General features: G+C 72.4%; 15 protein-coding genes. 4 read left to right on the top strand and 11 right to left on the bottom strand.

The window, feature by feature from the left end; all coding sequences use genetic code 11:
- The first annotated feature begins 19 nt into the window (after window positions 1–19).
- Window positions 20–754, top strand: a complete 735-nt coding sequence (locus ACFWPQ_RS24185; RefSeq protein ID WP_384038357.1) for an SseB family protein — start codon at window positions 20–22, stop codon at window positions 752–754.
- 15 nt (window positions 755–769) lie between these two features.
- On the opposite strand, the gene ACFWPQ_RS24190 is transcribed toward ACFWPQ_RS24185, so the two are convergent.
- Window positions 770–1,153 carry a DUF1844 domain-containing protein gene (locus ACFWPQ_RS24190; RefSeq protein WP_384038360.1) on the bottom strand — a complete coding sequence of 128 codons (384 nt, stop codon included), beginning with the start codon at window positions 1,151–1,153 and terminating at the stop codon, window positions 770–772.
- A gap of 400 nt (window positions 1,154–1,553) precedes the next feature.
- Here ACFWPQ_RS24190 and infC point away from each other — a divergent pair, with 400 nt between their 5' ends.
- The 3 genes from infC (at window position 1,554) to rplT (ending at window position 3,043) form a co-directional block, all read left to right on the top strand.
- Complete coding sequence (gene infC, locus ACFWPQ_RS24195; RefSeq protein ID WP_350788731.1) at window positions 1,554–2,228, top strand: translation initiation factor IF-3; 675 nt, start codon at window positions 1,554–1,556, stop codon at window positions 2,226–2,228.
- Window positions 2,229–2,363: 135 nt separating this feature from the next.
- Complete coding sequence (gene rpmI, locus ACFWPQ_RS24200; RefSeq protein ID WP_046726698.1) at window positions 2,364–2,558, top strand: 50S ribosomal protein L35; 195 nt, start codon at window positions 2,364–2,366, stop codon at window positions 2,556–2,558.
- A 101-nt stretch (window positions 2,559–2,659) separates the two neighbouring features.
- A complete protein-coding gene (gene rplT / locus ACFWPQ_RS24205) occupies window positions 2,660–3,043 on the top strand; it encodes a 50S ribosomal protein L20 (protein ID WP_020938960.1) in 384 nt (127 codons plus the stop codon).
- Between the two features lie 151 nt (window positions 3,044–3,194).
- On the opposite strand, the gene ACFWPQ_RS24210 is transcribed toward rplT, so the two are convergent.
- The 10 genes from ACFWPQ_RS24210 to ACFWPQ_RS24255 all read right to left on the bottom strand — a co-directional run.
- Window positions 3,195–5,819 carry a family 78 glycoside hydrolase catalytic domain gene (locus tag ACFWPQ_RS24210; protein ID WP_384038363.1) on the bottom strand — a complete coding sequence of 875 codons (2,625 nt, stop codon included), beginning with the start codon at window positions 5,817–5,819 and terminating at the stop codon, window positions 3,195–3,197.
- 4 nt (window positions 5,820–5,823) lie between these two features.
- Entirely contained in the window at window positions 5,824–7,398 is a 1,575-nt protein-coding gene (locus tag ACFWPQ_RS24215) for a DUF4038 domain-containing protein (protein WP_384038366.1), read from the bottom strand.
- Entirely contained in the window at window positions 7,388–9,922 is a 2,535-nt protein-coding gene (locus tag ACFWPQ_RS24220; protein WP_384038369.1) for a beta-glucosidase, read from the bottom strand. The genes ACFWPQ_RS24215 and ACFWPQ_RS24220 overlap by 11 nt, the downstream gene beginning before the upstream one ends.
- A gap of 77 nt (window positions 9,923–9,999) precedes the next feature.
- Window positions 10,000–11,553 carry a glycoside hydrolase family 43 protein gene (locus ACFWPQ_RS24225; RefSeq protein WP_384038372.1) on the bottom strand — a complete coding sequence of 518 codons (1,554 nt, stop codon included), beginning with the start codon at window positions 11,551–11,553 and terminating at the stop codon, window positions 10,000–10,002.
- On the bottom strand, window positions 11,550–12,500 hold the full coding sequence (locus ACFWPQ_RS24230) for an ATP-binding cassette domain-containing protein (protein ID WP_384038374.1): 951 nt from the start codon (window positions 12,498–12,500) through the stop codon (window positions 11,550–11,552). Before ACFWPQ_RS24230 ends, ACFWPQ_RS24225 begins: the two co-directional genes overlap by 4 nt.
- Window positions 12,497–14,581 carry a dipeptide/oligopeptide/nickel ABC transporter permease/ATP-binding protein gene (locus ACFWPQ_RS24235; protein WP_384038377.1) on the bottom strand — a complete coding sequence of 695 codons (2,085 nt, stop codon included), beginning with the start codon at window positions 14,579–14,581 and terminating at the stop codon, window positions 12,497–12,499. Before ACFWPQ_RS24235 ends, ACFWPQ_RS24230 begins: the two co-directional genes overlap by 4 nt.
- Complete coding sequence (locus ACFWPQ_RS24240; RefSeq protein ID WP_384038380.1) at window positions 14,578–15,519, bottom strand: ABC transporter permease; 942 nt, start codon at window positions 15,517–15,519, stop codon at window positions 14,578–14,580. Before ACFWPQ_RS24240 ends, ACFWPQ_RS24235 begins: the two co-directional genes overlap by 4 nt.
- Window positions 15,520–15,568: 49 nt before the next feature.
- Window positions 15,569–17,098, bottom strand: coding sequence for an ABC transporter substrate-binding protein (locus tag ACFWPQ_RS24245; protein WP_384038383.1), 1,530 nt, complete (start codon window positions 17,096–17,098; stop codon window positions 15,569–15,571).
- Between the two features lie 261 nt (window positions 17,099–17,359).
- Complete coding sequence (locus ACFWPQ_RS24250; RefSeq protein WP_384038386.1) at window positions 17,360–18,355, bottom strand: LacI family DNA-binding transcriptional regulator; 996 nt, start codon at window positions 18,353–18,355, stop codon at window positions 17,360–17,362.
- Between the two features lie 124 nt (window positions 18,356–18,479).
- Window positions 18,480–19,728, bottom strand: a 1,249-nt coding sequence (locus ACFWPQ_RS24255; protein ID WP_384038389.1) for an ABC transporter substrate-binding protein, incomplete at its 5' end; no start/stop codon positions are given.

The following is a 19,728-nucleotide window of genomic DNA, read 5'->3' on the forward strand; positions in this document are numbered from 1 at the left end:
ACCGATAGGGTCGGGGACCGTGGCGAACAAGAACATTCCCGACTCCGGCTACTCCGACGACGACGGCTCCGCAGACCCCCGGCTGGCCGCCGCGCTGGCCGCCTGGGCCGGGGACCGCAGCGCCGTCGGACCGGTCCTGGAGGCGCTGAAGGGCGCCCGGCTGCTGGTCCCGGTGGTCGCCGTGCTCGGCGAGGTCGAGGAGGACGAGAACGGGCTGCGCCGCGAGAAGACCAGCGACATGGCCGTCCCCACCCTGAAGGCGGGCCACCGCACCGCGCTGCCGGCCTTCACCTCCACCGAGTCGCTGGCCCGCTGGGACTCGGCGGCCCGGCCCGTCGCCGTACCCCTGCACCAGGCGCTCCAGGCCGCCGCGCACGAGAAGGCCGACACGGTGGTGCTGGACCTGGCGGGGCCGGTGCCGTTCGAACTGACCGGCTCCGCGCTGCTCGCCCTCGCGGAGGGACGCACGACCACCGATCCGCTCACCGACCCGGCCGTGGTCGGTGCCGTCCGGGCCGCGGTGGCCGCCGAACCGGCCGTGCTCCGTGCCCACCTCGGGCCCGGGCCGGCCGACGGCACGCTGGCGCTGGTCCTCGACCCCGCCGCCGCACCGCCCGCCGAGACCGCCCGGGCCGTCGCCGAGCGGCTCGCCGCCGACGGGACACTGAGGGCCCGCCTGGTGCACGGTCTCGACCTGGCACTGCTGCCGGCCGGGACCACGCCTCCGGGCGAGCCCTTGTACGTCAGGGACTGACCGCCGAACCGGCCACTAGCCGTAGACCGGGCCGGTGTACTTCTCGCCGGGGCCCTGGCCGGGCTCGTCGGGGACGATCGAGGCCTCGCGGAAGGCCAGCTGCAGCGACTTCAGGCCGTCCCGCAGCGGGGCCGCGTGGAAGGAGCTGATCTCGGTCGCGGACGCGTCGAGCAGCCCGGCGAGGGCGGTGACCAGCTTGCGGGCCTCGTCCAGGTCCTTGTACTTGTCGCCCTCCCCTTCTTGTGGGGCCAGACCGAGCTTCACGGCCGCGGCGCTCATCAGGTTGACGGCGACCGTCACGATCACCTCGACCGCGGGGACCTCGGCGATGTCGCGGGTCATCTCGTCGAAGTCGGGCTGCTCGGCGTCACCGGGGCCGGGAAGGGGCGTCTCACTCATGCCCCACACGATAGGCGCAGGGGGAACGGGGCTCTTACTTAGCCCCAGGTCGTCTCAATTAGCCCTGTCTCGGCTTTGCTGCTAGCCTTGTGTGACGACCGGCCGGACAGATGTGCCTCACGGCTAACTGAACCGGCCCACAAGTGGAGGCTCCGAACTCCCACCTGACCGCCCTTTCGGGCGGCGGGTCACCGGTCAGACGGTCGCTTCGCCGCTACGGCGACGGCGTTCCGTCCGATAGTGCGCCCCGCGATCCCCGCGGCGGTGCTCCGGTAGTGCGAGGAGCCCCGCCTGTGATCGTCCGGGGCATTTTTTCTGCTTCGGTGCGGTTAGGTCTTACGGAAACAGACGTTACGCGGTTGCCCGCCAGGCCGCCGCGTGGTGCTACCGAGGAGGATCCATCAGCACCGAGCCCCGCATCAACGACCGGATTCGCGTACCCGAGGTGCGACTTGTCGGTCCCAGCGGCGAGCAGGTCGGGATTGTTCCGCTTGCCAAGGCGCTGGAGCTTGCGCAGGAGTACGACCTCGACCTGGTCGAGGTGGCGGCGAGTGCGCGTCCGCCGGTCTGCAAGCTCATGGACTACGGGAAGTTCAAGTACGAGTCGGCCATGAAGGCCCGTGAGGCGCGCAAGAACCAGGCGCACACGGTCATCAAGGAAATGAAGCTCCGGCCGAAGATCGACCCGCACGACTATGACACCAAGAAGGGTCACGTCGTTCGGTTCCTCAAGCAGGGCGACAAGGTCAAGATCACGATCATGTTCCGTGGTCGCGAGCAGTCCCGGCCCGAACTGGGCTACCGACTGCTGCAGCGTCTCGCGGAGGACGTCCAGGACCTCGGTTTCGTGGAGTCGAACCCGAAGCAGGACGGCCGGAACATGATCATGGTTCTCGGTCCGCACAAGAAGAAGACCGAGGCGATGGCCGAGGCCCGGCAGGCGCAGGAGGCCCGCAAGGCGGAAGCGAAGGCCAACCCCGGCCGCTCGCAGAACGCCGCGGAATTCGACGCCGCCGAGGACGAAGCCGCCGAGGTCGAGGCCGAGGCGCCCGCCGAGGAGCATGTCGAGGCGTGACCCCGGGGTAACCCGCCCCAGGTCAGCACCCAGGGGCGAGAGTCCCAGGTTGTAACCGATACAAGAGCGACGTTCCACCGTGCCCGGTTTCACGACCGGGCACCGGAGCGCCACCGACGAGGAGATAACGGCGCTATGCCGAAGAACAAGACGCACAGCGGTGCCAGCAAGCGCTTCAAGGTCACCGGTTCCGGCAAGGTCCTGCGTGAGCGCGCCGGCAAGCGCCACCTGCTCGAGCACAAGTCGTCCCGTGTGACGCGCCGCCTCACCGGCAACGCCGAGATGGCCCCGGGTGACACCGCGAAGATCAAGAAGCTTCTCGGCAAGTGACACGCGGGCGCCCGCACGGCGCCCTGAGTCAGCACAACCGGGACCCAGTCGTTTCCGGGCCGCGTGAGTCCAACCGCGGCCCCGCTACAAGGAGTTAAAAAGTGGCACGCGTCAAGCGGGCAGTCAACGCCCACAAGAAGCGCCGGGCGATCCTCGAGGCGGCCTCCGGCTACCGCGGTCAGCGCTCGCGCCTGTACCGCAAGGCCAAGGAGCAGGTCACCCACTCTCTGGTCTACAACTACAACGACCGCAAGAAGCGCAAGGGCGACTTCCGTCAGCTGTGGATCCAGCGCATCAACGCCGCTGCCCGCGCCAACGGCATCACCTACAACCGCTTCATCCAGGGCCTGAAGGCCGCGAACGTCGAGGTCGACCGCAAGATCCTCGCGGAGCTGGCCGTCAACGACGCCAACGCCTTCGCCGCGCTCGTCGAGGTGGCCCAGAAGGCGCTGCCGTCGGACGTGAACGCCCCCAAGGCGGCGTGACGCTGCGCCGGCTTTAGGCCGACGTGACTGAGGGACCCGCAGGCTGAATGGCTTGCGGGTCCTGTTGTTGCCGGTTCTTCGGCCGCGGACCGGTGGGGGCCGGTCGCGCAGTTCCTCCCCCGGCCTTCGGCCGGGGGTACCCGCGGCGCCCCTAGGGGGCTTCCGCCGACGGTGGTGTCCAGGTGTGCCGGAACGTGTGGCGGCCTGGGCCGATCTCCCGTGGGGCCGCGCCGTCCGGAAGAAGGACCTCGGCGCGGGTGCCCGGCGGAATCAGGGCCTCGACCACCAGCACGCGCCCCTCGGGCGTCTCCTCGATGCGCCAGCCCGCCTCCGCCCTGCCGTACGGGGTGAGGTGCGCCGCCCTCGCCCAGGTCAGGTCCCCGCCCGGCACCGGGGCGATGCGCAGGCGCCGCCAGCCCGGTCCGGCGGCCGCCAGACCCGCCACCGTGCGGTGCAGCCAGTCGGCGACCGCACCCAGCGCGTAGTGGTTGAACGAGGTCATCTCACCCGGATTGACGCTGCCGTCGGGCAGCATCGAGTCCCAGCGCTCCCAGACCGTGGTGGCGCCCATGGTCACCGGGTACAGCCATGACGGGCACTCCTTCTCCAGCAGCATCCGGTAGGCCAGCTGCGGCTCGCCCGCCGCGCACAGGGCGTCGCAGATCAGCGGTGTACCCGCGAAGCCGGTGGCGATCCGGAAGGAAGCGCGCCGCACGACGTCGGCCAGCCGCTCCGCCGCGCCCCGCCGCTGCCGCTGCGTCGGCAGCAGCGCGAAGTTCAGGGCCAGCGCGTACGCCGTCTGCGCGTCGGAGGAGAGCAGGCCGTCCGGGGTGACGAAGCGGTCGGCGAACCGCTCCCGCACCGCCCGCGCGTGCTCCCGGAAGCGGGCCGCGTCGTCCTCGTGGCCGAGCAGCGCGGCGGTGTCGGCCAGCACCTCGGCCGAGCGGACGACATAGGCGTTCGCCACCAGGTCCCCGTCGGTGCGGGCGTCGCCCGGCCGGTCCGGCGGGGCCGCCGGGTCCAGCCAGTCCCCGAGCTGGAACTCCTGCCGCCACAGGCCGCCGCCCTCCGCGACCAGCCGGATCGTGGCCTCGCCCCAGGCCAGCATGCTCGGGTACTGGTCGCGCAGCACCCCCAGGTCCCCGAACCGCTGGTACAGCGTCCACGGCAGCAGCACCGCGACATCGCCCCACACCGCCTGCGCGGTCGGCGGGAAGATGTCCGGCAGCACGTCGGGCACGACCAGCGGCGGCACCCCGTCCGGCCGGGCCAGCTGTTCGGCGGCCAGGTCGCGCAGCCAGCCGGCCAGCATGCCGGAGCAGTCGTGGAGGAAGGACGCGGTGGGGGCGAAGACCTGGAGGTCGCCGGTCCAGCCCATGCGTTCGTCGCGCTGCGGGCAGTCCGTGGGGACGTCCAGGAAGTTGCCGCGCATGCCCCACACGACGTTCTCGTGCAGCCGGTTCACCAGCGGGTCGGAGCACGCGAACCAGCCGGTGCGCTCCAGGTCCGTGTGCAGGACCACCGCCTCGACGTCGGCGGGGTCGAGCGCGCCCGGCCAGCCGCCCACCTCGGCGTAGCGGAAGCCGTGGAACGTGAAGTGCGGCTCGTAGGTCTCCACCCCCTCGCCGCGCAGCACATAGGTGTCCGTGGCGCGGGCGTGCCGCAGCGGGCGGACGCTCAGCTCGCCGTCCTCCAGTACCTCGGCGTGGCGCAGGGTCACCTCGTGGCCGGCCGGACCCGACACCCGGATCCGCAGCCGCCCGACCAGGTTCTGGCCGAAGTCCAGGACGGTCCGCCCGGAGGGCGTGGTGAGCACCTCGGCCGGGCGCAGGGTCTCGATGCGCCGGACCGGTGGGCCGGTCGGGGCCACCAGTTCGGCGGTGGGCGCGGCGAGTTCGGTGACAGGCCGCCAGTCGGACGCGTCGAACTCCGGTGTGGACCAGCCCGGTTGCGCCAGGCGGGCGTCGTAGGCCTCGCCGTCGTAGATCTCCGAGCGCAGCACGGCGCCGGTCGCCGTGCGCCACCGACCGTCGGTGCCGACGACCGCCGTCGTGCCGTCGGCGTACTCGATCTCCAACTGGGCCAGGAGCGCCCGCTGTTCACCGTAGAGGTGCCGGCTGCCGCCGCCGAAGCCGAGGCGCCCGGTGTACCAGCCCTCGCCGAGCAGCGCGCCGAGGGCGTTGCGGCCGGGCCGCAGCAGGGCGGTCACGTCGAAGGTCTGGTAACGCAGCCGGTGTCGGTAGGAGGTCCAGCCGGGGGACAGGACGTGGTCGCCGACGGCTGCGCCGTTGATCTCGGCCGTGTAGACACCGTAGGCGGTGCTGTACAGCCGGGCCGAGGCGATGGGACCGGTCAGGTCGAAGTCATGCCGCAGCAGGGCCGCGGGCAGGGGCCCGTCGGGGGTCCCGGAGTCGGGGGTGACGGGCCGGGCCGTCCAGTCGGCGGGCTCCAGCAGGCCGGTCTCCGCGTATCCGACCGGCGACCAGGGCGAGGGTTCGCCCTCTCCCTCGCCCCACACCCGGACGCGCACTCCGACCCGCTCGCGCGAGCCGAGCCGCGCGCCGGGCCAGGGGACCAGGACGGACTCGGCGGACTCGACGTGCCCGGTGTCCGTGGTGACGGCGCCTCCGGCATCGGTGACCTGGATCTGGTGGGCGCTCTGCCGCCAGTCCGGGACGTCGGTCTCCGTCCGCCAGCTCAGCCGGGGCGCGGGCTCGCCGATGCCCAGGGGATCGCGATGGTGCTCGAAGACGGGGGTGCCGACAGTGCTCCGCACGGGCTCAACTCCGATCCGGGTCATGGCAGATGTACACGCGGGGGGCTCCGCCCTCGTCGGGCACCCAGTCGGCGGCGTCGGCCCTCACGCCCTCGCGGACCGTCTCGCCGGTACGGGGGTCGACCACGCGATAGGGCAGGGGCACGTCGGGGGCGATGCCCCGCAGCGGACCGCCCTCCTCCGCGTAGCAGACGTACAGCACACCGGGGACGGACAGGCCGCGCGGCGCCAGGCTGGCGCACCAGTCCGGGCGCATGTCGGTGAGGGGGAGGCCGTCGAGGATCCGGCCGACCAGGCCGACGTACCGCGATCCCTCGAAGTCCAGCGCCTCCCGCCAGCCCGCGTCCTTCGCCAGGAAGAACTCCGTGTGCCCGGGTTCGGCCGGGTGCAGCCGCCACTGCCACAGGCTCGCCGCGCCGTAGACGACGCCCATCGTGCCGCCCGCGCAGAGGTTGCTCCACGCCTCGTGCCCCTGCCACCAGCCGGTGGCCCGGCCGGCGCCGGGATCCTCGTAGGTCGGCTCGCCGTTGGCGACCGCCTTGGGCGGGGTGTTGCGCCACATGTCGGCTACCCGCTCCTGGACGTGCCCGCCCATGTGCCCGGTCTGGCACCACTGGAAGTGCAGCCAGGGCTCGCCCTGGTGGGCGCGGTTGGCGGAGTGCGGGCGGTAGTGGATGCCGCAGGGCTGGCCGTAGGCGTCCCACCGCCCCACCTCGGCGCCGCCCGCCGCGATCTGCGGCTCGCCGCCTTCGCCGTCGGCGCCCACCAGGTAGACCACCGGGGCGGCACCGTAACGGGCGACCAGGTAGCGGCAGTAGCGCGCGTACTCCTGCGGCGGGACGACCGGGCCGGCCGTCCGCAGGCCCTTCCAGCCGAAGCCGTGGAACAGCGGCTGGAGCACGGGCACGATCCCGTGGTCGCGCAGGATGCCGGTCAGCCGGTCGAGGTACCGGAAGTACGTCGGGTTCAGCACGTTGACGTGGCCGGTGGGAAGGTCCTCGAAGCCGACGTCGAAGCCCTCGTCGGCGGTGCGGTCGCGGGGCCCGCGCGCGTCCATGTCGGGCTGGACGCTCATCAACAGGGCCGCGTTGAAGCCCTTGGCCCGCCGGTCGGCGGCATAGTGCGCGGCCTGTTCCTCGGTGGCCCGCCAGGGCAACGCCCAGGCGGTGTCGCCGACCAGCAGCGCGGGCGTCCCGTCGGCGTGCACGAGGCTGCGTCCGCCGGGGGACATGCGCCAGAAACCGTGACGGTGGAAGGGGTCGGTGTCGGTGCCGGTGCCGGTGCCGGTGGCGGCCGGGCGGACCGTCAACGTGCCCGTCCGCCCGTCGAGTCCGGGGTCCCCGTCCGAGGCGCCGGAGCGCCAGGTCCAGCGGCCGGCCGGCTCCGGGGAGGCGAAGCGGATCCGCCAGGTGCGGTCGCCGTCCCAGAAGGCCGGGCGGCGCAGCACCCGGCCGGACTCGTGGGTGAACTCGGCCCACACGTCCACGTCGGTGTACGGGTTGGCGTGGTCACGCGTGCCGGTGAGGACGATCTCGGTCTGCCGCCATGCGGTGATCTCCGTGGCCCGGTCAGCGCTCATCGTCGCCTCCCGCTCCCGCCACCGTGACCCGGGTGGCCAGCGGCAGCCGCAGCGACGACGGACCCGCCCGCAGCGTGAAGTCACCGGGTTCGTACGCCCACGCGTGTGCCGCGGTGTCCCAGTGCCGGAAGGCCCGCGCGTCCACGGCCACCGTCGCCACGGCCTCCTCGCCGGCCGCCGCCTCGACCACGGCGAACCCGGCCAGCCAGCGCGCCGGCCGCTCCACGGCCCCGTCCGGCCGCTCCGCGTACACCTGCACGACCTCCTTGCCGTGCCGGGTACCGGTGTTGCGGACCCGCACGGTCACGGTGCCGCCCTCGCCGGCCGGCACCGCGCCGGGCGCCTCGACCGCGACGTACTCCCAGCTGGTGTAGCCCAGGCCGTGCCCGAAGCCGTACCGCGGCGGCGTCCGGTCCGGGCGGCCCTGACCCCGGTGGCCGACGTACAGCCCCTCGTCGTAGCGGAGCACACCGTCCACCGGCTGGGTGGACGGTGTGCCGTCCTCGGTGGCGGGCCACTCGGTGGGCAGCCGTCCGCCCGGTTCCGCCGCGCCCAGCAGGACGTCGGCGAGCGCGTCGCCGAACTCCTGCCCGGGGAACCAGGCCAGCAGCACCGCCGCCACCTCGTCGGCCCACGGAAGCAGCACCGGGGCACCGGAGTTGACCACCACGACCGTGCGCGGGTTGGCCGCGGCGACCCGGCGGACGAGTTCGTCCTGGCGGCCGGGCAGGGCAAGGCCGGTACGGTCGAAGCCCTCGCTCTCGACCTCCTCGGTGGTGCCGACCACCACCACGGCGACGTCGGCGGCACGGGCGAGCGCCACGGCCCGCTCGATCTCCTCGTCGTCGCTGCCCCGCGGCGGCATGAGGTTGAGCTGGAGCGCGGTGACCCCTGCCGCTATGCCCTCGTCGGCCGCGGGGGCGTCGTGCACGAGGACGACCTCGGTCTCCTCGCCCTCGGCCAGTTCGACGTCGTGGAGGTTCTGCGGCGGGCTGAGCAGGCCCTCCACCAGGTCGGCGCCGGGCGGCAGCGCCAGCTGCACGTCGAACACCTCCGTCCCGGCCACGGACATCCGGAAGCGTCCCAGGCCCGAGGCGCCGATCCCGTACCGGCCGGCCCCCGCCGCCGCGCGCAGCACCGTGCGCACCTCGATCCGGGCGACCGCACCGGAGGCGATCCCGGGCCCGTACGATCCCATCCAGGTGTACGCCGCCGCGGCGCGCGGCTCGGAGCCCAGCACGGTCCCGTCGGCGGCCAGGTAACGCACCTCCACGCCGTCGCCGGTACCGTCGGGACGGCCCAGGAACGGCAGGCCCGCCACGGGTGTGCGGTTCTGCGGGGTGACCCCGACGCCGTGCGTGACCTCGACCGAGTCCCCGAGCGCGGCCCGCAGCCCGGCGAGCGGCGAGACGGTGTACGGCGGGAAGACGGTGGCGCTGCCGCCACCGAGGGTCCGCGCCACCGCCGCGTTCGGGCCGAGCACGGCCACCCGGCGCAGCGCGGCGCGGTCCAGGGGCAGCACGGCGTCCTCGTTGCGCGTGAGGACGAAACCGGCGGCGGCCGTCTCCCGCAGCAGACCCGCCACCGACGCGGCGTCGTACGCCGGCGGCTCAGTGGCGGCGGGCAGGCCGTCCAGCGCGCCGACCCGGGCGGCCAGTCGCAGTATGCGCAGCACCTTGTCGTCCACCAGCTCCTCGTCCACCTTGCCCTCCTGCACGGCGGTGACCAGCGCCTCGCCCCACGGCCCCAGCGGGCCCGGCATCACCAGGTCGAGGGCGGCGCGCGCGGACGGCTCGGTGGTGCGGGTGGCGAACCAGTCCGACATCACCACCCCGTCGAAGCCCCACTCCTCGTGCAGCACCTCGCGCAGCAGCGGGCTCTCGGTCATCGAGTGCCCGTTGACGCCGTTGTACGCGGCCATCACCGCCCAGACCCGGGCCTCGCGGACGATCACCTCGAACGGCGCGAGGTACAGCTCCCGCAGGACGCGCTCGTCGATCCGCGCGTCGACGGTCGTCCGCTGGGTCTCGGAGTCGTTGCCGACGAAGTGCTTCACGGTCGCGGCCACTCCGCCGCGCTGCACGCCGCGCACATAGGCCGCCCCGATCCGGCCGGTGAGCAGCGGGTCCTCGCTGAAGCACTCGAAGTGCCGGCCGCCGTAGGGGGTGCGGTGCAGGTTCACGGTGGGGGCGAGCAGGACGTCCACGCCCTTGGCACGCGCCTCGTGGGCGAGCAGTCCGCCCAGCCGCTCGACGCGCGGCTCGTCCCAGGTGGCGGCGAGAGCGGTGGGCGACGGGACGTTCGCGGACGGCGTGCGCTCGTCCCAGAGTTCGCCGCGCACCCCGGCGGGGCCGTCCGAGACGACCAGCCGGCGCAGACCGGCGTCGGGTTCCGGACGCAGGGACCAGAAGTCCCCGCCGGTGAGCAGCCGTACCTTCTGCTCCAGGGTGAGCGTGGCGACGCGCCGCCCCAACTCGGCTTCGGTGTCGGTGTCGGGGGTGGGGTTGGCGGACTGCCGGGTCACGGAGTTCTCCTCGGAGCAGGGGGAGGGGAGCAAAGGGGGAGGCGGGGGGAGGCGGGGGGAGGACGTTCGGGCGGGTCTCAGGGCCGCGGGGCCGGGGCCGCCGGGTCCTGGCCCCGGTAGCGGAACCGGTCGAAGGCGACGACGCCCTCGGCGGCGTACACGCCGACGACCCGGCCGGTGAACGCGGCGGCGGTCTCCGCGGACACGTAGCGGCCGTCGAGCGCGGCCAGTTCCACCGGGCCGGCCGGGGTCCCGACGCACAGCCGGACCAGGTCCGGGCCGAGCGCGTCGGGGCCCGCCGTGTCGGTCGGCTCGACCACGATCCGTACCGTCACCTCGTCCGCCGGACCCGGCAGCGGCTGTTCCCAGACCTGCCGGAGGCCGCCCACCCGGGCGCGGGCCCGGACCGTGCCGGCGCCCGCCTCGATGTCGTAGTGGTGGTGTTCGTCGATGCGCAGGCTCAGTCCGCCGGTGCCGCCGGAGCAGTCCATCCGCACCGAGAACTCGGCCGCCTGGTGCTGCTGCCTGCGTCCGACGAAGCGCGGCCGGGAGTCGTCCATCGTGGAGCCGTCGGCGTGCACCACGAGCCGGCCGGGCCGTTCGGTCAGCGAGGACCAGTCGGCGGCCGGGGTGCGCACCGAGATCCACTGCGGGCCGAGCACGGCACCGGTGAAGTCGTCCTCGAACGCGACCGGTTCCGTGGTCGGGCCCGGCTCGACCGGCCGCACCACGGGCCAGCCGTCGACCCACTCCAGGGCGGTGCCGAACGTCTCCCGGCCCATGGGGGAGAAAGCGCGGGTCAGTCCGCGCGGTCGCATGCCCAGCATGACGAGCGCCCAGCCGCCGTCGGGGGTGCGTACGAGGTCGGCGTGGCCGGTGTTCTGCACCGGCCGGTCGGTACTGCGGGCGCTGAGCACGGGGTTGGCCGGGCAGCCCTCGAAGGGGCCGTCGGGCCGGTCGGAGCGGGCGATGCTCACGGCGTGGCCGCGCTCGGTGCCGCCCTCGGCGATCATCAGGTACCAGACGCCGTCGATCTCGTAGAGGTGCGGGGCCTCGGGGAACATCAGCCCGGTCCCCGACCACAGCGACCGGGGTTCTTCCAGGGCCCGGCCGGTCCCGGGGTCCATGCGGACCTGCTGGATGCCCAGGTGCTCGCCGGCCCGGTCGCCGTCCAGGCGCAGGCCCGAGTACGTGACGAAGCAGGTGCCGTCGGCGTCCCAGGCGATGTCCGGGTCGATGCCGGACACGCCCTGCATGACGATGCCGTCGGACCACGGGCCCTCGGCCCGGTCGGCGGTGAGGATCAGACTGCCGCGCCCCATCGCGTCGGTGACGACCAGCCAGAAGCGGCCGTCGTGGAAGCGGATGGTGGGCGCCCAGGCACCGCCGAGCAGTGGTGTCTTCTCCAGCGCGAGCTGCCCCGGCCGGGTCACCGCGTTGCCGATCTGCCGCCAGGTCACCAGGTCGCGGCTGTGGAAGAGCGGGATCCCCGGGAAGTACTCGAAGCTGGAGCAGGCGAGGTAGTAGTCGTCGCCGACCCGGGTGACGCTGGGGTCGGGGTGGAATCCGGGGACGAGGGGGTTGGCAGCGGCAGCGGCCGGGTTCGTGGATGCGGGCGGCGGCGGGGTCATTCCGTGTCTCCTGTCGTGGCTGCCGTGGTGGCTGCCGTGGTGGCTGCCGTGGTCGCTGCCGTCGGGGCACCGGTGGCCGCCAGCCGCCGCCGCTCGGCCCGGCGCTGCGCCTGCCGTTCGGGATCGGGTACCGGCGCCGCCAGCAACAGCCGCTGGGTGTAGGGGTGTTCGGGCGTGGCGGTGACTTTCGCCGCGTCCCCGGACTCGACGATCTCACCGCGGTACATGACCGCCACCCGGTGGCTGATGTGCCGCACCACGGAGAGGTCGTGGGTGATGAAGAGATAGGCGACGCCGGTGCGTTCCTGGATCTCCACGAACAGGTCGAGGACCCGCGCCTGGGTCGACAGGTCCAGCGCGCTGACCGGCTCGTCGCAGACCACGATCCGCGGGTCCCGGGACAGCGCCCGGGCGATGGCGACGCGCTGCCGCTGGCCGCCGGAGAACTCCCGGGGCAGCCGCTGTCCGGCGTCGGCGGGCAGCCGCACCTGGTCCAGCAGGTCCTTCACCCGCCGCTCGGCCTCCGCACGCGAGGTCCCCGCGACGGTCAGCGGCTCGCTGAGAATGTCGTTCACCGTCATCGCCGGGTTCAGCGAGGTGTACGGATCCTGGAACACCACCTGGATCTCGCTGCTCAGCGCCCGCCGCTCCCTGCGTCCCAGGCCGGAGATGACCCGGCCGTCGTAGCGGACGCTGCCGGAGGTGACCGGGGCGAGGCCGAGGATGGCGCGGCCCAGGGTCGTCTTCCCGGACCCCGACTCGCCGACCAGACCGAGGGTCTCGCCCGCGCCGATGGTGAGCGACACCCCCTTCAGGACCCGGAACGGCGGCTTGCGCCAGCCCTTCGCCGGGTACTCCACGACCACCTCGTCGGCGACCAGCAGCGGCTCCGCCGAGGTCGGCGCGGGGGCCGGTGCCGGGCGGTCCTTGTCCAGTGTCCCGGTCATGCCCGGCCCTCCTGACGTGCGGTGTGCATGGCCCCGGCGGCCGCCTTCGCGGTGGCGCGGCCGAGCGGGGCGCGCGGCTCGGCGTCCTCCAGCGTCGACGCCAGGAGCATGCGGGTGTACGGGTGCCGGGGTGCGGCGAACAGCTCGCGCGCGGGGGCGGATTCCACCACCTGGCCGGTCTGCATCACCGTGACGCGGTCGCAGATGTCGGCCACCACACCGAAGTCGTGGGTCACCAGGATCATGCCCATGTTCCGTTCACGCTGGAGCGACCGCATCAGGTCCAGCACCTCGGCCTGCACGGTCACGTCCAGCGCCGTGGTGGGCTCGTCGGCGATCAGCAGGTCGGGATCGCAGGACACCGCCCCGGCGATGAGGACGCGCTGGGCCATGCCGCCGGAGATCTGGTGCGGGTAGGAGGCGAACACCCGCTCGGGGTCGGCGATGCCCACCCGCTCCAGCAGGCCCAGGGTCTTCGTCCGCGCCTCCGAGGCCGAGAGCCGCAGATGCCGGCGGACCGGCTCGACCAGCTGGGCTCCGATCCGGAAGGACGGATCCAGGTTGGACATCGGCTCCTGCGGCACGTACGCGATCCGCCGGCCGCGGAGCCGGTTCATCTCCGTACGGCTGAGCCGGCCGAGTTCCGCCCCGTCGAACACGAGGCGGTCGGCGGAGACCAGCGCCTCCGGCGGCAGCAGGCCGAGCACGGCGAACGCGGTCTGGCTCTTGCCCGACCCGGACTCGCCGACCAGCCCGAGCACCTCGCCCTTGCGGACGGTCAGGGACACCCCGTCGACGACGGCCTTCTCCCCGTGCTCGGCCGGGTAGGAGACGTGCAGACCGTCCAGGACGAGCAAGGGGGCGTCGTCGTCCTGCGCGGAGGCGACCGCCGGCTTCGGCTGCCGCGCGCCGCCGACATCCGCGGAACTCCTCGTGTCTTCCGGGCTCTCAGGGCTCCCGGCCTCCGCCTCCGCCTCGGCCTCCGCCTCCGCCTCGGCCTCCGCCTTCGCCTCGGCCTCCGCCTTCGCCTCGGCCTCCGCCTCCGCCACGGCCACGGCCACGGTCGCGGTGCTCGGGCCGGTGCCGATGCCCTCGGCGGGCGCGGAGTTCACGGCCTTCACGGCCTTCGCCGCCTGCTCCGCCTTCCTGGCCCTCGCTGCGTTCCTGACGGCCCTGCGCGTCCGCCGCCCCCGCCCGCTTCCCGCGCTCGCGTCCAGCGCGTCGCGCAGCGCGTTGCCCAGCAGACCGAACGCGGCGACGGTGAGCGCGAGCGCGCCTCCGGGCCACAGCATCAGGACCGGCTTGGTGTAGATGTTGGCGAACGCGTCGTTGAGCATCGAGCCCCAGCTGGCCTGGGTCGCCGAGCCCAGCCCCAGGAACTCCAGGCCGGACTGGATGACGATGGCCAGCCCGAGCATCTGGGCGGCCTGGATGATGGTCGGCGCCTGCACCACGGGCAGGATGTGCCGGCGCACGATCCTGCCGTCGGTCAGTCCGGAGACCCGGGCCGCGTCCACGTACAGCTCCTCGCGCACGGAGATCGCCGAGGCACGGATCAGCCGGAACACGCCCGGCGACATCAGTACGCCGAAGACCGCCATGGCGACGTAGGTGTTCTGGCCCACCGCGGACATCACGACCAGCAGCACGACGATGGCCGGTACCGCCATCAGGATGTTGGCCACCCAACTGCTCACGGCGTCGAACCACTTGCGGTAGTAGCCGGCCAGCAGGCCGGAGGGAACGCCGATCACCAGCGCGACGGACACGGCGATCAGGGCGCCGAGCAGGCTGGTGCGACCGCCGTAGAGCAGCCGGGCCAGCACGTCGCGGCCGACGCCGTCGCCGCCCAGCGGATGTGCTCCGCCGGCCGGGGCGAGGGTCTCGGTGAGGGAGGAGTGCGCCGGGTCCTGGTCGGTCAGCAGCGGAGCGAACAGGCTCGCCAGCGCGATGAGCGCGAGGACGGCGAGACAGCCGACGGCCACCGGGTTGCGCAGCAGCCGCCGCACGAGGCCCGCGCGTACCGGGGCCGGTGCGGCCGCGCCGCCGGGGGTGAGGGCTTCGGACTGGGGGAGGGTCATCCGACACGCACCTTCGGGTTGAGCCAGCCGTACGCCACGTCGAGCGCGATGTTGACGATCACGACGATGGCGACCATGACCACGACGACGCCCATGACGACGGGGGTGTCGCCCTGTGCCCCGGCGCCGGTCGCCTGCGAGCCGATCCCGTTGAGCCCGAACACCTTCTCCACCACCACGGCACCGCCGACCAGGCCGATGAACTGCAGGGCGAGCACGGTCAGGGCGGCGGGGGCGGCGTTGCGCAGGGCGTGCCGGAACAGCAGGCTGCGCTCGCTGATGCCACGGGCGCGCAGGGTGCGGACGTAGTCGGCGCGCAGCACGTCCACCATGGAGCCGCGGACCTGCTGAGCGGTGGCGGCGACCGCGCCGACGGCGAGCGACAGCGCGGGCAGGGTGATCGACTTCAGCCAGCCGCTCGCCGAGGTCGCCAGCGGGACGTAGCCGGTCGCGGGCAGCCAGCCCAGGTCGACGCCGACCACCACGGCGAGCACCAGCGCGACCAGGAAGCTGGGCACCGCGAAGCCCACCACGGCGAGCAGTTGCACCAGTTGGTCCAGTGCGCCGCGGCGGACCGCGGCGGCGACTCCCAGCACCGTGCTGAGCACCGCCGAGACCAGCAGGGCGGCCAGCACGATCGACAGGGTGACCGGCAGCCGGTTGGTGAGCGAGTCCGTCACGGACTCGCCGCTGAACCACGAGGTGCCGAGGTTGCCCTGCACCGCGTCCGTCAGCCAGTGCCAGTAGCGCTCGGCCATCGGCTGGTCGAGTCCCAGTTCCCGGGACTTGGCCGCCACCTGCTGCTGGGTGGCGGTCTGCCCGACGATCTGGCGCGCCGGGTCGGAGCCGGTCAGGCCCATCAGCGCGAAGGTCGTGGTCGCGATCACCACGACCAGCACCAGTCCGGCGGCGACGCGCCGGGCCAGGAAAACGATCACTGGTCTCTCCTCCTTCCTTCTCCCTGACGGGCGTGCACCGGGGACCCGGTCAGCCGGCGGGCTTGAAGTTGTAGATGGGCGGTACGGCGGAGTAGGTCTGCGGGGTGAAGGTGACGTTCTTGTTGGTCGCGTAGGCGTTCTGCACCGAGTCCCAGGGGGCGTTCCAGGCCTGGTCGACGAGGTAGGTGTTGATCTCCTTGAACAGCGCGTCCTGGGCGCTGCCGGTCGCCTTCTGCGCCTTGGCGATCAGGGCGGTGACCTTGGGGTCGGAGGTGTGCAGCGGGTTCCACAGGGCGTCCGAGGCCACTTCGAGCCGGATGGTGTCCCAGGGGCGGAAGGAGGCCAACGTCATGTAGGAGATCGGGTACTTGCCCGAGAGCAGGGCGGTGAGCACCTGGCTGGTGGGGATCTTGTCGATCTTGACCTTGATCCCGATGTCCTCCAGCTGCTGGGTCATGGCCGCCTGCTGGTCGGGGAAGAAGGTGGAGAAGTCCGGCATGGTGACCGAGAACCCGTTGGGGTAACCGGCCTCCGCGAGCAGCTTCTTGGCCTTGGCCGGGTCGTACGTGTACTTCGTGTCCAGCGAGCCGTCGAAGGCCGGGCCGGCCGGGTTGAAGACCTGGGTGGTGGACTGCCCCATTCCCTGCTTGGCGGTCTTGACGATGGCGGACCGGTCGAAGGCGTAGTTGAGGGCCTGCCGGACCCGGACGTCACCGAGCGCCTTGACCTGCTTGCCCTCGCGGTCCCAGATGTAGACGCCTTCGACGTCGCCCGAGGTGTACTTGGTGATCTTGAGTCCGCTGCCCTGGGCCGGTGCGATGTTCTTGGCGCTGGTCAGCAGGGCGCCGCTGAGCTGGCCCGAGCGCAGGGCGTTCAGCGTGGCCGTCGGGTCGGTCATCGGCTTGAGGACGATCTTGTCGAAGGGGAAGGCCGACTTGTTCCAGTAGCTCGGATTGCGGACGAAGGTGTAGGTGCTGCCCGCCGTGGTCGCGGACTTGTCCAGCGTGTACGGCCCGGAGCCCACGGGGCCGGACTTGAGGGCGCCGGAGCTGATCGCCTTGGGGCTGGCGATCATGCCGGCCACGCTGCCGAGGTTGGCGAGGAGCGAGGGGTCGGGGGCCGAGAGCGTGATCGCGACCGTGGACGCGTCCACCGCGTCGACGCTCTTGACGCCCTTGAGCTGGCCTGCGGCCTCGTTGGTACCGCCCTTGGTGTGCAGGAGGTTGGTCTTGACGGCGGCGGCGTCGAGGGTGGTGCCGTCGGTGAACTTGACGCCGGTGCGCAGGGTGAGGGTGAGGGCGGTCCGGTCGCTGTTGTACGACCACTTGGTGGCCAGGTTGGGCTTGACCTCGGCGCTGGGCGAGAGCCGCAGCAGGGAGTCGTATACAGGCTGGTAGTACTGGGTGTTGTTGCCGAGTCCGGCGTCGGCCAGGTCCCACGGCTGGGCCTCGACGATGGGGGCCAGGGTGAGGGTGCCGCCGGCGGCCGAGCCGCTCGAACCCGCCCCTGAGGCGGAACTGCACCCGGCCACGGACAGCATCAGGGCCGCAGATGCGGCCGTCAGCGTGATTCTTCGCATGTCGTGCTCCGCTGGTGAGTGGATGACCTGGCGGCGTGAGGTCGATGCCGCCTTCGCGGGAACGGGGAGGGGAGAAGGGGAGGGAGAGGCCGACTCGAGGGGCCTCAACGGGTTTCAGTCACTTGGACCCGGTGGCCGAAAGCATCTACTGATACGTACAAGTGAAACGTATGCGTAACGTAGGCCGAGTTCAGCGGGACGACAAGACCCCCGCAACGGATATTTCTCCGGAAGTGGCCTAGGGCCGGCGCGCCGGACGTGTCAGGCGGATTCCCGGACCACGAGGCTCACCGGGACCGACTGCGGCGCGGCGGAGACGGTGTCGCCGGCGATGCTGCTGACGACCAGACGCGCCACGCGGCCGGCGAGGATGTCCAGGTTGTTGTCGATCGTGGTCAGCGGCGGTACGGCGAACGGCGCCAGTTTGTCGTTGTCGACGCCGATCACGGCCAGGTCACCCGGGGCGCTGAGGCCGACGCGGCGCATACCGGCGAGGAGCGCGAAGGCGGTCTCGTCGTTGTACGCGCACACCCCGGTGACGGCGGGGACGGCCGAGTGCCACTGGTCGGCCGCGGCTGCTGCCGCCGCGGCGTCCAGGGGGACGTCGAGCACGGCCGGGGCCGCCAGACCCAGTTCCGCGCAGGCGGCGCGGACGCCGGCGAGTCGCGGTTCGAGGAAGTCCCGGAGCCGGGGCTGCCGGGGCGCGGCATAACCGAGGTGGGTGTGGCCCGTCGCCGCCAGCCGCTCGACCTGCATCCTGCCGATGAGCGTCTGGTGGATCGGCAGGCCGAGCGGATGCGTCGCCGCGTCGATCTCCACGCTCACCACGGGGATGCCCGCCGCCCGCATGGCGGCCATGTCCTCGGCGCAGACGCCGAGGGACGTCAGCACGGCGGCGGGCATGAACTCCCGCCACAGCGAACTCACCGGGGAGTGCTGGGTGCGCCGGGTGATCAGGCTGAGGCGGTGCCGCTCCAGCTCGTCGCCGAGCAACTCCACCAGGGTCGCCAGGGAGTCGCCCACGGGCACGTCAGGAAGCAGCATGAGCACCAGTTCGCTGCGGCCCAGACGCAGGGCCCGGGCCGCGGCCGACGGCTGGTAGCCCAGCTTGGCCACGGCGTCCAGCACCTTGCGGCGGGTCGACTCCGAGATCTTCTGGTGCGGCGCGTCGTTCAGCACGTAGCTGACCGTGGTCTGCGAGACCCCCGCCTCCCTGGCGACATCGGTCGCCGTCACGCGGCCGGACCTGTTCGCCATGGGGGCCTCCTGGAGGATGTCTCGGAGCGACCGTGACGATGCGCCGGACCGCGCCGAGAGCCTAACTGAATCGTAACAGTGAGGGAGGCGGGTTCTCCGGGCCCGGAGCGCGGGAACCGCGTGCTCAGCCCGCGTGCCGGAAGTTGTAGATCGGCGGCACGGCGGCGTAGGTCTGCGGCGTGAAGGTGATGTCCTTGCTCGTCGCGTAGGCGTTCTGCACCGAGTCCCAGGGGGCGTTCCAGGCCTGGTCGACGAGGTAGGTGTTGATCTCCTTGAACAGTGCGTCCTGCTCGGCCCCGGTGGCCTGCTGCGCCTTCGCGGCCAGCGACTCCACCTTGGGGTCGGCGGTGTGCAGCGGGTTCCACAGCGCGCTCTTCGTCACCTCGGTCGAGATGGTGTCCCAGGGGCGGAAGGAGGCCAGCACCATGTAGGACATGGCGTACTTGCCGGCCAGCAGCTTGCTGAGGACCTGGTCGGTCGGGACCTTGTCGAGCTTGACCTTCACGCCGATGTCCGCCAGCTGCTGGGTCATGGCGGCCTGCTGGTCGGGGAAGATCGCGGAGAAGTCGGGCATGGTGACCGAGAACCCGTTCGGGTAACCGGCCTCCGCGAGCAGCTTCTTGGCCTTGGCCGGGTCGTAGGTGTACTTGGAGTCCAGTGAACTGTCGAAGGCGGAGCCGGCCGGGTTGAAGATCTGGGTCGTCGCCTGACCCATGCCGCCCTTGGCGGTCTTGACGATGGCGGACCGGTCGAAGGCGTAGTTGAGGGCCTGCCGGACCCGGACGTCACCGAGCGCCTTGACCTGCTTGCCGGTGCGGTCCCATATGTACAGCCCCTCGACGTCACCCGAGGTGTACTTGGTGATCTTGAGCCCGCTGCTCCGGGCCGGTGCGATGTTCTTCGCGCTGGTCAGCACCGCGCCGTTGATCTGCCCCGAGCGCAGCGCGTTGAGGGTCGCGGTGGGGTCGGTCATCGGCTTGAGGACGATCTTGTCGAACGGGAAGGCCGACTTGTTCCAGTAGCTCGGATTGCGGACGAAGGTGTAGGTGCTGCCGGCGGTGGTCGCGGACTTGTCCAGGGTGTACGGCCCGGAGCCGACCGGGCCGGACTTGAGGGCGCCGGAGGTGATGGCCTTGGGGCTGGCGATCATGCCGGCCACGTTGCCGAGGTTGGCCAGCAGGGAGGGGTCGGGGGCCGAGAGCTTCACCGCGACGGTGGTGGCGTTCACGACGTCCACTCCGCTGACGCCCTTGAGCTGGCCGGCGGCCTCGTTGGTACCGCCCTTGGTGTGCAGGAGGTTGGTCTTGACGGCGGCGGCGTCGAGGGTGGTGCCGTCGGTGAACTTGACGCCGGTGCGCAGGGTGAGGGTGAGG

Source organism: Streptomyces sp. NPDC058464, from assembly GCF_042721035.1.
Classification (GTDB): Bacteria; Actinomycetota; Actinomycetes; order Streptomycetales; family Streptomycetaceae; genus Streptomyces.

Excerpts from the sequence above, each read along its gene's own strand:
- ACFWPQ_RS24235 (WP_384038377.1), bottom strand. The coding sequence starts at position 14,581 with ATGACCCTCCCCCAGTCCGAAGCCCTCACCCCCGGCGGCGCGGCCGCA.
- ACFWPQ_RS24230 (WP_384038374.1), bottom strand. The coding sequence starts at position 12,500 with ATGACCGGGACACTGGACAAGGACCGCCCGGCACCGGCCCCCGCGCCG.
- ACFWPQ_RS24190 (WP_384038360.1), bottom strand. The coding sequence starts at position 1,153 with ATGAGTGAGACGCCCCTTCCCGGCCCCGGTGACGCCGAGCAGCCCGAC.
- rpmI (WP_046726698.1), top strand. The coding sequence starts at position 2,364 with ATGCCGAAGAACAAGACGCACAGCGGTGCCAGCAAGCGCTTCAAGGTC.
- ACFWPQ_RS24225 (WP_384038372.1), bottom strand. The coding sequence starts at position 11,553 with ATGACCCCGCCGCCGCCCGCATCCACGAACCCGGCCGCTGCCGCTGCC.
- ACFWPQ_RS24215 (WP_384038366.1), bottom strand. The coding sequence starts at position 7,398 with ATGAGCGCTGACCGGGCCACGGAGATCACCGCATGGCGGCAGACCGAG.
- ACFWPQ_RS24245 (WP_384038383.1), bottom strand. The coding sequence starts at position 17,098 with ATGCGAAGAATCACGCTGACGGCCGCATCTGCGGCCCTGATGCTGTCC.
- ACFWPQ_RS24250 (WP_384038386.1), bottom strand. The coding sequence starts at position 18,355 with ATGGCGAACAGGTCCGGCCGCGTGACGGCGACCGATGTCGCCAGGGAG.